Consider the following 12,669-nt stretch of genomic DNA (forward strand, 5'->3'; position numbering starts at 1 on the left):
TGCACATCACCACGTCTCACCATCACTGGCCTGCTTTTACTCCGCCCCGCTGGCCTGGAATTGCACCGCCGTTGACAGAACGTGATGCTGCAGCTCGCGCAGGACGGAATGATCATGGTGGTGGTGACCCACGAAATGGCTTTCGCGGCCGATGTCGCCGACCACGTGGTCTACATGGACCACGGCCGCATCGTCGAGGATGGTCCGCCCGACGCCATCATGCGCCGTCCCCAGCATCCGCGCACGCAGGCTTTCCTGAAGCGCATGCTCCGGGCGGGCTGAGGCCCGTCTCGTAGACCGCAGGCGCGGCTAGCGTGCCGACGAGCAGGAAGGCCCGCGTTCCATCCGAGAAGACTGTCTTTCAGGGTGTGTAAGGTCGGCACGATCGTCAGCCACATGCTGAAGGCGACGCCCGTGTAGGACATGAAGAACAGCCCGGGGGCACCCTGGAATGGCACCGCGTCGCCGCCACCGCGGCCCGCGCACAAAATGCTGGAGGGCACGGGCCCCTCCTCGCGGCAAGATTGTGCAGCAAGTCACGAGATGAGTGAGCCGATATCCAATCAGAACCACTCGAATGCACGAAGCCGAACGTCCGGTTTGGAGGACGCGGGCAAAGTGGCTGAAAGGCTTGCTTGGGCGCGTTCATGCCGGCCGTTCTACGGCTCAAGATGGTCGCAGGTGAAAAAGCGGCGGATTCGTGCTTAGGTCATGATCTGTCTTACCGCTTTGAGCGGATAGCCAGCCGCCACCGTCCGATCAACGGTTACATTTTACCTTGAAGTCGATACGGTACGAGGATCTGGCAGCGAACAGTCCCCTGTAAGGAGCACGCCATGGCTTCGGTGGAACCAGAAGAGGACATAGGCCGACTTTACGACAGTGTCGGTTTGAACAATCTTGATCCGCTCTTCCTGCGATTGGGAGAATTCAATCCAGACCTTCCTCTTGGCGCAACGCCCCACGACCCGGCGACATTCATCGCGGCGGGACGTGATTGGTGGCAGCGACATGGGCCGTCGGTACGCTCCTACGTCTGTTGCAATGGCGCGCTTCGCAAGGTCACCTCAAAGGGCGGTTCGAGCTTCGCCGAGGCCGCGTTCGGCGTGCTTGCCGGACATTTCGGCGGCCCCATCGCCACCTATGCGTCGGTTATCTTCGTCAAAGAGGCTGTAGGTGATGCGCTGGACGAGGCGGTGATACGGAAATTCAAATCGTGGTGCGGCGACGCCTGGCAGGAGCCTACAAAGGTCGAAGACTAGTCAGTCTTCGTCGGCATCCCTATCGAGGCATCGTGATGGTTTGTGCGGGACACTCCCCTTGTTGCGGTACGTCCGTCGGCCGGGACGGGACTGCGCCCGAGAACTGGCCGTTTTCCTCGTGGATGAACATGCACGAACCCCAACAACAGGCTGCCTCGCTGGGACAGGAGGAAGTTTCGAACTGGGTCGGCCTCAGCCGATTTATGGAGCAGCACCTCCATGGCACCGATGATATGGCGCGGCTGACCCTATATGGCTGTATCTCTGCCGGATTGAAGATGAAGCTGCAGCTCGGATCACATGCCGCGATAGGGCGGGATGGAAAGGGTTATGCCATCGCCGTCGATCCCGGTACGACGATTCAGCTCAACTATGTCTTGACGCGCCTTTGCGCTCACCCGGACGCGCTTGCAAAGTTTCGCAGCAAACCGGGATCGCTTGCGAGGTTCCGCGGCAAGCTGGGCCCAAGGCTCACCGGCAGTCTGTCATTGCCGCGCCTGATGAACGGCCGGGTCGAGCTTCTCTTCGGCGGCAGTCCCGAAGCTCCGAGCCTGCCTCCAGATCCGAAGCTCAGACATCACCTGGGTGGCATCGTCCTTTTCACACTGCAATTCATGTTCCTGCACGAGCTTGCCCACGTCACGAGCGGCCATGTCGAGCGCAGCGCGCAACTGAGGCGAGAGAGCCATGCCCTTCCGCGCGCGCAGCGCGAGGTCTTTCTGCGAGAGCATTTGGAACCGCTCGAACATCTGGCCGACTCTATATCGATGCTGCACCTCGGCGCGCTCATCAACGTCTATGCCGCCGGCGCGAGACGCCAGCCAGACCCGACAATCCGCGGCGATGTTCTTGACTGGTTGAGGTTGGCCGGCTTCGGGCTCGGGGCTCTGTTTCTGCTGCTTGAAACCTTCGACGGCGAGGGTGGCTATCACCCTACGGCCGACACCCGCGCCATATTCCTGCGCGCCTACGCGACGACACCCAAGACCATGCCCCCGGGCTTCGAACACGTTTCATTTGATGAGGGCACTGATGCCCTTGAGCTCGGCTATCGCGATGCTATCGCTGCGTGGGATGCGCTCGGCTGGCAACGAAATAAAGCCACATGGTCGACCATGCTCGGTGAACAATTGCTGGCGAAGGTGGAAAGAGCGCAGGCACAGGTTACACCGCCACCTTGTGCCGTCTTTCCGTCTCCGCCTCTCACTAGGGCGCGACCGTAGAGTAACCGCAGAAACGGAGCGAAAGGCGCGTGCGACGACTCCCGCCGCGAAATCGGAGGGAAAGAGTTCGGGCTTGCGGGTCGATGCGCTCTGACCGGGTAGCCCCCTCTCCTGGCAGCCCACTGGATCATCGCCGTGACCGGCGCGCAGGAGCGATCGCGGCGTTGATCCGGGTTGGACGCGACGATCGCCCGCGGGAAGCGGTGACGCAGGACAGCTCCGGCGCGACGATTCCAGGCGCGGCTTTCTGCGGGCCGACCTGCCGTGACGCACAGCCATGCGGCGTTGTGCCCGATGGATTCGTCGCCGCGCGGGCGTAAGCGGCGCTACCTCACGGCCGCAAGGGCGAAGTCGATCAGGCTGCGGATATGGGTCGCCACGGCCGCCCGCGCCCTGGCGGGGTCGCCGGCGATGAGCGCGTCCACGATAGCCAAGTGCTCGCGCGAGTCGGGTTTCAGCCGCTCCTTGAGCCGGTCGATCTCGAACAGCCGCGTGGTCGCGCGCAACTGCTTCAGGATGCGCGCCATCACCTCGTTGCCGGAGCCGTCGATGAACATGCCGTGCAGGTTGTCGTCGGAGCGCCAATGCGCGTCGGTGTGATAGGCGGTCGCTTCCAGCATCTGCAGTGTTTCCTGGCGCACGGCGGCGAGGCGAGCGCCGGGGATGCGGTCGACCGCAAGCGCGGCCGCCTCGGGTTCCAGCACCTCACGCACCTTCAGGCTCTTGAGGTATTCGCCGAGGTCGACCCGACGCACCAGATAGGAACGGCCCCCCGTCTTCTCCACCATGCCCTCGCCCTCGAGGCGCTGCAGCGCCTCGCGCAGCGGGGTGCGCGACACCCCGATGGCCTCGGCCAGGCGTGCCTCCACGATCACCTCGCCGCCGCGCAGCCGCTTGTGGCGGATCATGTCCGACAGGGCCTCATGGGCGAGGTTGCCCAGGTTCATCGGGCCGGATTTCGTATCCGCCGAACTCATTCGGCACCACTAAGAACGAAAGGGGGAGCAAACATCGGGCTTCCTTAGGGGCCAGCGGCCGGCCGGAGCAAGCGCGCATCACGCGGAGCCGCCACTGCGAACTGCCGGCGCAATCTCAACTTGCCAAACCGTATTCTCATTGTATACCGTTAGCATGCCGAATTATACGAGGGGTTGTTCGATGATCCGTTTCGCCCGCCTGCTGTTGCCCGCGCTTGCCGTCTCGTGCCTGGGGAGCGTGGCCTGGGCCGCCGACTGCACCTCACCGGTCGCGGCGACCGACCTCATCAAGCCGGGCACGCTGGTGATGTCGACCAACCCGACCCTGCCGCCGCTGCAATATGTCGACAAGTCGGGCCAGCTCGTCGGCATGCGGATCGCGCTCGGCCAGGAGATCGCCAAGCGACTCTGCCTCGCGCCCGAGTTCGTGAAGATCGAGTTCGACGCCATGATCCCCGGCCTCAAGGGCGGCCGGTGGGACATGATCGATACCGGTATCTTCTTCACGCCCGAGCGCGCCAAGCTGATGCAGATGATCCCCTACGAGATGCAGGCGATCAGCATCTCGGTGCCGCCGGACTCCAAGGCGCCGGTGACCAAGCTCGAGGATCTCGAGGGCAAGACGGTCGGGGTCGAGATCGGCGGCTTCGAGGAGAACAAGGCCAAGTCGATCGACGCCGAGCTCAAGGCCAAGGGCGGCAAGGGCATGACCATCCGCACCTTCGACAGCTTCGCCCTGGCCTATCAGGCCTTACGCGCCGGCCAGGTGGACGCGGTGGTGTCGATCGACGGCGTCGCCAAGGAATATGCCGATCGCGGCAGCTTCAAGCGCGCCATTTCGGGCCTCTATCCGACGCCGGTCGCGCTCGCCTTCAAGAGCAAGCCGTTGGCCGACGCCGTGCTGAAGGTCCTCGATGCCATGCAGAAGGACGGCAGCTATAAGGCGCTGTTCGATCAATACGGCGTCGTGGCTCCGGCCGGTGCCCTGACGGTGCAGGGTCCGGCCACCTGAGCGACACGTCGATAACGACACGGCGCGACGGCGAATGAAGATCTGGGACTGGGCGGGGTTTTTCGAGTACCTCGTGAACCCCTACATCCTTGCCGGCGCCTGGGCCACGCTGTGGCTGACGGCCGTCTCCATGGTCTGCGGCCTGGCGCTCGGCTTCGTGCTGGCCCTGATGCGCCGCGCGCCGCGGCGCCTCGTGGCCGCGCCCGCCGGGTTTTACGTCTGGCTGTTCCGCGGCACGCCGCTGCTGGTGCAACTGATCGTCATCTACACCGGACTGCCGCAGCTCGGGATCAAGTTCGGCGTCATCCAGTCGGCGCTGATCGGGCTGTCGTTGAACGAGGCGGCGTATCTCGCGGAGATCATCCGCGCCGGCATCGACGCCGTACCGCCCGGCCAAGTGCGGGCCGCACGCGCGCTCGGCATGCGGGAGCGGCAGATCATGCGCTACATCGTGCTGCCGCAGGCGCTGCGCATCGTCATCCCGCCGCTCGGCAATTCGGTGAACGGCCTGCTCAAGACCACCTCGATTACCTCCGTGATTTCCATGGAGGAACTTCTGCGGCGCACCCAGGTGCTGATCCAGGAGCAGTTCGAGGTGCTGGAACTGTTTTCCGTGGCGGCACTCTACTACCTCGCCATGACCACCCTCTGGCAGCTCGTCCAGCACCGGCTGGAACGCTATGCCGGCCGCAGCGATGCCCCGCCCACGGCGGCGGGCGCCTGACCTTAGCCTCGACAAGGGCGCGCGAACGCCCGGGACCACACGCATGAGCAAGACCTTCCGCGGCACCTACACGGTGATGATCACCCCCAACGACGCCGAGGGGCGCCTCGACCTCAAGGCGCTCGCGGCCTTTGTGGACTGGCAGATCCGCGAGGGCATCCACGGCCTTATCCCGCTCGGCTCGACCGGCGAGTTCCTGTCGCTCTCCGAGGACGAGCGAGTGGCGGTCACCGAGACGGTGATCCGCACGGCGGCGGGCCGCGTGCCGGTGCTGATCGGCACGGGCGCCGAGGACACCCGCGAGGCGGTGCGGCTCAGCCGTCAGGCGGAGCGCCTCGGCGCCGACGGCGTCATGGTGATCCCGCCCTTCTATTCGACGCCGACCGACGACGAGCTCGTGCATCATTACGACGCGATCGCCCGTGCGATCGGCCTGCCCATCATGGTGTACAACAATCCGGCGACGGCCAACGTCGACCTCAGGCCCGCGCTGGTCGCCCGCCTCGCCGCGATCGACAACTGCCGCTACATCAAGGAATCGACGCTCGAGGTGACGCGCGTCCGCGACATCCTGCGCCTGTGCGGCGACCGCATGACGGTGTTCGGCGGTATCCTCGGCTTCGAGTCGTTCGTCGAGGGCGCGGAAGGCTGGGTGGCGGTGGCGTCGAACGTGGCGCCGGGGCCGCTGTCGCGGCTCTTCACGCTCGTGGCCGACGCCGACGAGGTGCGTGAGGCGCATGCGCTCTACCTCGAATGGTTGCCCGTGATCGAGGCCGTCGGCGGCCACCGCTACGTGGCGGCGACCAAGGCCTTGTTGACGCATATGGGCCTCCCCGTCGGCCCGCCGCGACCGCCGCGCCTGCCCTTGCCGGCCGACGAGGACGCCGCAATGGCGGCACTGGTCGAGCGGCTCCGCCTCGCCTTTCATGCCGGCTAGACCCGGCGCCTCCTGGCGGCTGACGCTCGATGGCGTTTCGCTTCCGGCCGTGCCGGGCGAGAGCGTCGCGGCGGCCCTCCTGGCTGCGGGGATCCTGGCGCAGGGCACCGGGAAGGACGGCAGCGCGCGCGGGTTCTTCTGCGGCATGGGTGTGTGCCACGACTGCCTCGTGATGGTCGACGGCCGCGCCGGGCAGCGCGCCTGCCTGACCAAGGCGCGGGATGGCATGCGGCTCAACCGGCAACCGTCGAGGCCCGACATCGCCGCCGACGCGCTCGCGCCCTTGGCCGAACCGCCCCAGGCCATCGCCGATACCTTTGTCGACATTCTCGTGGTGGGCGCGGGACCGGCGGGCCTTGCGGCCGCCGAGAGTGCCCGCACGGCTGGCGCGACGGTGCTGCTGTTGGACGAGCGCCCGGCGCCGGGCGGGCAATATTACAAGCAGCCTGCCACCGCGACCACCACACCAGACCTTCAAGCGCGCGAGGGCGCCGACCTGATCACACGCGTGCGGGCCGGCGGCATCGACATGCTGTCGGATGGCTTCGTGTGGGGGGCCGAACGCGACACGGGCGGAAACCTCGTGGTGGGCTGCCTTGTCGCCGGCGCGGCGCGGCGCATCCGTCCGCGCCGGCTGATCGTCGCCACCGGCGCCTACGAGCCCGCACCCTTGTTCCGCGGCTGGACGCTGCCCGGCGTGGTGACCACCGGCGCACTGCAGACCCTCTTGCGCAGCGACGGCCTGGTGCCGGGCACGCGCATCGCGGTCGCGGGCAACGGGCCCTTGAACCTGCAGGTGGCGGTCGAACTGCTGCGCCATGGTGTGAAACCCATCGCGGTGGTCGAGGCCGCGCCCCCGCCCTGGACGCGGTCGAGGGAGGCGGCGGCGCTGCTGGCTTCCGGCCCCCGGCTCGCCGCGACCGGGCTGCGTCACCTCGCGGCGCTGCGCCAAGCCGGCGTTCCGGTGCTGTGGAACAGCCGCGTCGTCGCGGCTGCGGAGGAAGGCGGCGGCATCCGCATCGTCGTGACCGAGGCGGGCCATGCAACGCCGCACAACTTCCACGTCGGTCTCGTGGCCGTCGGTGAGGGGTTCCGTCCGGCACACGAATTGCCGCGCCTGCTCGGGTGTCGCTACGCTCCCGACCGGCATGGCGGGCTGGCGATCGAGCACGACCCTTACGGCGCCACCTCGCGGCCCGATATCCTAGTGGTCGGCGAGGCCGGACGCTTCGGCGGCGCCGTGATGGCGCGGACGCAAGGGCTGCTGGCGGGCCGGGCCGCGGCGCGGCAGCTCGGCCGGTCCGTGCCGGCCGACGACGGCCCCGCACTGAAGCGCCTCGTCCGCGCGGCGACGTTCCAGCGCCACCTCTGGGCCGTGTTCGCCGCCGATGCGCCGGGATTGTCGCGTGCGACGGCCGAAACGATCCTCTGCCGATGCGAGGCCCTGACGCGGGACGCCCTTGAGCAGGCGGTGGTGACGCATGGGGTGACGGATGTCGCCACGTTGAAGCGCCTGACCCGCGCCGGCATGGGCCGCTGCCAGGCCCGCTACTGTGGCGAGGCCCTGCAGCGACTCGTCGGAACCGAGCCGGACGAGCGCGCCGGCTTCGCGCCGCAGATGCCATTGCGCCCGGTCCCGCTCGCCGCGCTGGCACTGGAGAAACCCGAATGGGGCGGCCACAAGCGCAGCCTGCTGGCAGATTGGGCACCGAGCGGGGCGCCTGCCGAGCCACACGGTGCCCTCCGGGCCGATGTGGTCGTGATCGGGGCCGGCATCGCCGGCTTGTCGACGGCCCTGTATCTTGCCCGTACCGGCATCGACGTGCTCGTGCTCGACCGCGCGGAGCCGAACAGCCTCGCGTCGGGCGGCAATGCCGGCAGTCTGCACGGGCAATTGCTGTCCTTCGATCATGGCGCGCGCGCCGAGGCCGGCGGCGGCCCGGCGGCCCGGACGCTACCGCTGCAGCGCGACTCCATCGCGCTGTGGACGGCGCTGGAGCGCGAACTCGGCGCCGACTTCGAGATCAAGCGAACCGGCGGCCTGATGGTGGCCGAAACGGAGCGCGACCTCGCGTTCCTCGACGCCAAGACCAGGGTGGAGCGTGCCCAGGGCATCGTCTGCGACGTCATCACGGCCGGGGACCTGCGCCGGCTCGAGCCCGCGCTCGCGCAGGATTTCATCGGCGCCGCTTATTGCCCGAACGAGGGCAAGATCAACCCCCTCGTTGCCACCCAGGGGATCCTCACGGCGGCCCTGCGGGCCGGCGCCCGGGTCGAGCGACGGGCGGCCGTGACTGGCATCGCCCGCGCGGCCGCGGGCTTCCACATCGCGACGTCGCGCGGCACCGTCACGGGAGGCCGCGTCGTCAACGCCGCCGGCGCCTTCGCATCTACGGTCGGCCGCATGCTCGGCCTCGCGGTGCCGGTGCATGGCGCGCCACTGCAGATGGTCGTGACGGAACCGGCCGCACCGACGCTGACCTGCCTCGTGGCCCACGCCGACCGGCACCTCACCTTGAAGCAGGCAGGCAACGGGTCGTTTCTCATCGGCGGCGGCTGGACCGCAGGGCTCGACTCCGTGCACGGGCATCCGCGTCCGCTGATGGCGAGCCTCGAAGGCAACCTCTGGGTGGCCCAGCGCGTCCTGCCGGCACTCAACAAGCTGCACGTGATCAGGTCCTGGGCCGCCATGAACATCAACATCGACGGCGCGCCGATCCTCGGCGAGGATCCGCGCCTGCCCGGCCTGTTTCATGCCGTGACGTCGAACGGCTATACGCTCGGTCCGCTCGTCGGTCGCATCACGGCCGATCTCGTGGCCCGTGGCGCGACCGACCGCGACGTGTCGGGCTTCTCCATCGCGCGCTTCGAAGGCAGGCCGGCCGCATGATCGACATCCGCAACCTCACCAAGCGCTACGGTTCCACCGCGGTACTGAAGGATTGCTCGACCCACGTGGCCAAGGGCGAGGTCGTGGTGGTGTGCGGCCCCTCGGGCTCGGGCAAGTCGACGCTGATCAAATGCGTCAACGCGTTGGAGCCCTTCGAGGCCGGCACGATCATGGTCGACGGCATCTCGGTCGGGGATCCCGCAACCGACCTGCCATCCCTGCGCGCCCGGGTCGGCATGGTGTTCCAGAACTTCGAGCTGTTTCCGCATCTCAAAATCATCGAGAACCTGACGCTCGCGCCAGAGAAAGTGCTGGGCCGCAGCCCGGACTTCGCCCGCCGCAAGGGCCTGGACCTGCTGGATCGCGTCGGCCTTGCGGCTCATGCCAGGAAATATCCCGGCCAGCTGTCCGGTGGCCAGCAGCAGCGCGTCGCCATCGCGCGCGCGCTCGCCATGGACCCGCTCGCCATGCTGTTCGACGAGCCGACCTCGGCGCTCGACCCCGAGATGATCTCCGAGGTGCTCGACGTCATGACGGCGCTGGCCCGCGACGGCATGACCATGATGTGCGTGACCCACGAGATGGGCTTCGCGCGCCGCGTCGCCCATAGGGTCATCTTCATCGACGGCGGCACCATCGCCGAGGACCGCCCCGCGGCCGAATTCTTCGGCGACACGGCCTCGCCGCGCGCGAAGAGTTTTCTCAGCCGGATCCTGCAGCACTGAAACCTGCGCCATCACGGCCGCAGGACAAACCTCCTTGCTGCACCCGCCGCGTCCGCATTTGCGGAGAGATAAAAGATGCTGGCCGGATGGAATGGGCGCTCTCCAGAACGTCTGGATTCGGACCGCCCTCGAATCGCGCCAGGCAAAACTGGACCCTTGATCGTATTGGCATCGGGTGCCCCAAGAAATTATTTTGGCGTTGCTTTCCCTATGCTTGACCGAGGGACACTTCAACGGTTCATCCGGGCCTGAAGGGTACCGGCCCAAGGCTCGTTCGGTCGAAGATCTGATGATCCAGGATGGTGGTCCGGCTCAATGCAGGCCCGCCGTCGTCCCAGGACGCAACAAGGTCGATCGCTGCTCGTCCCATAGTTTGCCGGGGATGTCGTACGGTGGTGAGCGGGGGCTCAAACATTTCGGAAAACGCGATGTCATCGAAGCCGACAACCGAGATGTCGTCCGGCACCTTGAGGCCCGCCGCTTTGAAGCCGTGGATGGCCCCCATGGCCGTCTGGTCATTCGCCGCGAACACGGCCGTGGGCCGCTCCGACCAAGTCAGAATGGCCGACGCAGCGTCCTGGCCGGACGTGGCCGAAAATGCTCCTTCCACCACGCCGAGGATCGTCATTCCTGCCACGGCAGCACCCTTTTCGAAGCCTCGCGCTCGCTCTCCCGAGGGGATATTCCCGGACGGTCCCCCGATGTGCGCGACGCGACGATGTCCGGCCGCCGCGATAAGGGCAGCCACCTCCTCGGCCGCGCGCACATTGTCGATACCCACGACCGGAATGGCAACGTCGGCAATCCGCTCGCTGACCGCGACCACAAGGAAGCACAGCAGGTTGGCGCGCGCAGTGCTGTCGAACGCAAACGGTAACTTTCCATCGAGGAGGATCAGGGCTTCCGCGGTCCGCGGATGCAATTGGGCCGCATAGCTGTCAGCCGAACTATCGCCTGCACCGGTGTCGCCGATCAGAATAGCGCGGCCATGGCGTCGCGCCGATTCTTCCATACCCTTGAGCAGCTCCGAGAAAAACGGGTTGCCAATATCGGGGAGCAGCACGCGTGTCCGACGGCGACAGCATGATTCCGATCGACGTTCTCTACCCACGACGATCGCAACCGCAATGGAACTCACCGTCGCTGGTTTCTATGATCAAGTCCCGGTTCGGGGGCGACACATCATGGACGCGACCCCGGTCACTCGAAAGAACGCCAAGGAATTCTACTATCCGGATTTCCCGTTCTGAATACGAAGCCGTGCTTCAAGGAAATGAGTTGATGCACTCTGCCTAGCATGATTGCAGAGTGCGTCAGTGCTCGTGCAGTGGTCGTGCGTCTGAATGGCCTGGAGTTGCGCGAGACAGGCCGGTACCATTTGGACGAGTTCTCCACCATCTCGGTTTCGAAGCTGGCCAGATCGGTGCCGTGCGTGGCGAAATCTTGGGAGGGCGCAGAGCGTCGCGTCACGCATCACGGCCGGCATGCCCATGACCGGTGCCATGTCCTGCCATGGTGCAAATATGCGCGAACAAAAAGGGCTCGGGCGCCGCATAGGTGTGAACCGGTACCCAGCGTCGCACACCCTGGATACGCATAGCGTAATTAAATAACCGTGATGTTTTAATCTAAGCTGGTCTCGATTGTCACCGATATGGACTCCATTCATTGCAGCATATCCGGTCACCTATTGATACTATAGCTTTGGTTAGGCCAATGGTCCCACTTTGGCGATGATTTACACTTGTGTACGATCGACAAATGCCAAACCCATTTTTCGTGGACACTACCGAGGCGTTATGTCGGCCAACTCGCGCAGCGGTCGGCAACTGTCGCCGAGGATCAGAGACGGCTGGAAGACGACATGGCGGGGCCCGTCGCGGCGTGTTTGCGTAATCCGGTCGTTCAGTAGGCGAAGAGCCTCATTGACCATTTCGGTCACAGGATGCTCGGTACGGGTCAGTCGGGGCCGCAGGGCACCAATGCCGGGGATCGTGTCGGTCGAAGCGATGGAGATGTCGTCCGGGCAGCGGAGTCCAAGATCGGCCAGTGCTCGCATGACTCCGAGCGCCATGATGCCGCTCGCTGCATAAAGCGCGGTTGGTCTATCGGGGCTGTCGATCATCTCGCGGGCGACCGAATAAGCCACGTCCTCTCGGAACTCGCCTGAGCGTACGTGCTCGGTCTTCGGCACAAGCCCACGGGCTGCCATCGCGTCCCGCAATCCGTCAAGCCGGCCGCGGCCCGTTGTGAGGTGCAGCGGTCCCGTGATCGTACCGATCCGTCGATGGCCAAGGTCGAGCAGATAGTCGGTCACCTGACGGCCGGCCGCGACATTGTCGATCGTCACACTGTCCGATCGACCGCCATCGGCGTTGCGACCGAAGTGGACCAGCGGGATCGTGCGCCCCTCCTCGTCACGAAACTCGCCGCGCGGACGCGCATCCACCGGCACGAGCAGGATGCCGTCGCAGGACAGGGTTCGTATGCGGGTCAGGATGCGACGCTCGTTTTCGGGCTTCTCGTCGCTGTTGAAGACCACGAGCGCATAACCCCAGGCTCCCGCCGCAGCCTCCGCGGCATAGACCACGCGCGAGAAGAACGGATTGGCGAGGTCCGACACGACGAGCGCGATGAGTTGGGTACGGCCCCTTCTCAGGTTGCGCGCCGCGGACAGCGGCGCGTAATCCAACCGGGCGATCGCGGCCGTCACCCGCGCGCGCAACTCGGGGCTGACGAACGTGGTCTCGTTGACAACCGCCGAGACGGTCGCCGTCGACACCCCGGCTGCCTTCGCGACATCTCTAATAGTGGCCACACGACCTCTCGGCAAACCGTTACGACATGTAAGCTGTAACAATGCTCACCGATTGTCCAGTAAGGGCCCGAACCCCCTTGCGCAGTTCGCCGGATTCCGAA

11 protein-coding genes and 1 pseudogene are annotated in these 12,669 nt (G+C 66.0%); 9 read left to right on the forward strand and 3 right to left on the reverse strand.

The features are described 5' to 3' along the window. Positions 1 to 84: 84 nt before the first annotated feature. The 3 genes from M8523_RS26220 to M8523_RS26230 all read left to right on the forward strand — a co-directional run bounded on the left by M8523_RS26220 (position 85) and on the right by M8523_RS26230 (position 2,485). On the forward strand, positions 85 to 282 hold the full coding sequence (locus tag M8523_RS26220) for an ATP-binding cassette domain-containing protein (RefSeq protein ID WP_428351334.1): 198 nt from the start codon (positions 85 to 87) through the stop codon (positions 280 to 282). 554 nt (positions 283 to 836) lie between these two features. Then, entirely contained in the window at positions 837 to 1,262 is a 426-nt protein-coding gene (locus M8523_RS26225) for a hypothetical protein (RefSeq protein ID WP_282587846.1), read from the forward strand. Between the two features lie 128 nt (positions 1,263 to 1,390). Further along, entirely contained in the window at positions 1,391 to 2,485 is a 1,095-nt protein-coding gene (locus M8523_RS26230) for a hypothetical protein (protein ID WP_282587847.1), read from the forward strand. A gap of 326 nt (positions 2,486 to 2,811) precedes the next feature. On the opposite strand, the gene M8523_RS26235 is transcribed toward M8523_RS26230, so the two are convergent. Then, positions 2,812 to 3,462 carry a GntR family transcriptional regulator gene (locus M8523_RS26235; RefSeq protein ID WP_282587848.1) on the reverse strand — a complete coding sequence of 217 codons (651 nt, stop codon included), beginning with the start codon at positions 3,460 to 3,462 and terminating at the stop codon, positions 2,812 to 2,814. A 181-nt stretch (positions 3,463 to 3,643) separates the two neighbouring features. On the opposite strand from M8523_RS26235, the gene M8523_RS26240 reads away from it, so the two are divergent. Genes M8523_RS26240 through M8523_RS26260 form a run of 5 tightly spaced genes read left to right on the forward strand, consistent with a single transcriptional unit; the run spans position 3,644 to position 9,750 of the window. Beyond that, positions 3,644 to 4,474: an ABC transporter substrate-binding protein gene (locus M8523_RS26240; RefSeq protein ID WP_282587849.1), complete on the forward strand. Its 831-nt coding sequence runs from the start codon at positions 3,644 to 3,646 to the stop codon at positions 4,472 to 4,474. Between the two features lie 34 nt (positions 4,475 to 4,508). Next, positions 4,509 to 5,198, forward strand: a complete 690-nt coding sequence (locus M8523_RS26245) for an amino acid ABC transporter permease (protein ID WP_282587850.1) — start codon at positions 4,509 to 4,511, stop codon at positions 5,196 to 5,198. 43 nt (positions 5,199 to 5,241) lie between these two features. After that, positions 5,242 to 6,135 (forward strand): dihydrodipicolinate synthase family protein, encoded by an 894-nt coding sequence (locus M8523_RS26250; protein WP_282587851.1) that lies wholly within the window; start codon positions 5,242 to 5,244, stop codon positions 6,133 to 6,135. Beyond that, on the forward strand, positions 6,125 to 9,025 hold the full coding sequence (locus tag M8523_RS26255; RefSeq protein WP_282587852.1) for an FAD-dependent oxidoreductase: 2,901 nt from the start codon (positions 6,125 to 6,127) through the stop codon (positions 9,023 to 9,025). The genes M8523_RS26250 and M8523_RS26255 overlap by 11 nt, the downstream gene beginning before the upstream one ends. Next, positions 9,022 to 9,750 (forward strand): amino acid ABC transporter ATP-binding protein, encoded by a 729-nt coding sequence (locus M8523_RS26260; RefSeq protein ID WP_282587853.1) that lies wholly within the window; start codon positions 9,022 to 9,024, stop codon positions 9,748 to 9,750. The genes M8523_RS26255 and M8523_RS26260 overlap by 4 nt, the downstream gene beginning before the upstream one ends. 238 nt (positions 9,751 to 9,988) lie before the next feature. Here M8523_RS26260 and M8523_RS26265 read toward each other — a convergent pair whose 3' ends face one another. Then, entirely contained in the window at positions 9,989 to 10,813 is an 825-nt protein-coding gene (locus tag M8523_RS26265) for a substrate-binding domain-containing protein (protein ID WP_282587854.1), read from the reverse strand. Here M8523_RS26265 and M8523_RS26270 point away from each other — a divergent pair. Continuing rightward, positions 10,813 to 11,000: pseudogene (locus M8523_RS26270) on the forward strand (ABC transporter substrate-binding protein); the annotation flags it as partial. The gene M8523_RS26265 and the pseudogene M8523_RS26270 overlap by 1 nt on opposite strands. A 536-nt stretch (positions 11,001 to 11,536) precedes the next feature. Here the strand turns inward: M8523_RS26270 and M8523_RS26275 are convergent. Continuing rightward, a complete protein-coding gene (locus M8523_RS26275; protein ID WP_282587855.1) occupies positions 11,537 to 12,568 on the reverse strand; it encodes a LacI family DNA-binding transcriptional regulator in 1,032 nt (343 codons plus the stop codon). Between the last annotated feature and the right edge of the window lie 101 nt (positions 12,569 to 12,669).

The sequence above is a fragment of the Lichenifustis flavocetrariae genome (genome assembly GCF_026130545.1).
Classification (GTDB): Bacteria; Pseudomonadota; Alphaproteobacteria; order Rhizobiales; family Beijerinckiaceae; genus Lichenihabitans; species Lichenihabitans flavocetrariae.

What these genes read in the sequence shown, in the direction of transcription:
- M8523_RS26260 (WP_282587853.1), top strand. Translation starts at nt 9,022, where the DNA reads ATGATCGACATCCGCAACCTCACCAAGCGCTACGGTTCCACCGCGGTA.
- M8523_RS26245 (WP_282587850.1), top strand. Translation starts at nt 4,509, where the DNA reads ATGAAGATCTGGGACTGGGCGGGGTTTTTCGAGTACCTCGTGAACCCC.
- M8523_RS26225 (WP_282587846.1), top strand. Translation starts at nt 837, where the DNA reads ATGGCTTCGGTGGAACCAGAAGAGGACATAGGCCGACTTTACGACAGT.
- M8523_RS26235 (WP_282587848.1), bottom strand. Translation starts at nt 3,462, where the DNA reads ATGAGTTCGGCGGATACGAAATCCGGCCCGATGAACCTGGGCAACCTC.
- M8523_RS26255 (WP_282587852.1), top strand. Translation starts at nt 6,125, where the DNA reads ATGCCGGCTAGACCCGGCGCCTCCTGGCGGCTGACGCTCGATGGCGTT.
- M8523_RS26230 (WP_282587847.1), top strand. Translation starts at nt 1,391, where the DNA reads ATGCACGAACCCCAACAACAGGCTGCCTCGCTGGGACAGGAGGAAGTT.
- M8523_RS26240 (WP_282587849.1), top strand. Translation starts at nt 3,644, where the DNA reads ATGATCCGTTTCGCCCGCCTGCTGTTGCCCGCGCTTGCCGTCTCGTGC.
- M8523_RS26250 (WP_282587851.1), top strand. Translation starts at nt 5,242, where the DNA reads ATGAGCAAGACCTTCCGCGGCACCTACACGGTGATGATCACCCCCAAC.
- M8523_RS26220 (WP_428351334.1), top strand. Translation starts at nt 85, where the DNA reads ATGCTGCAGCTCGCGCAGGACGGAATGATCATGGTGGTGGTGACCCAC.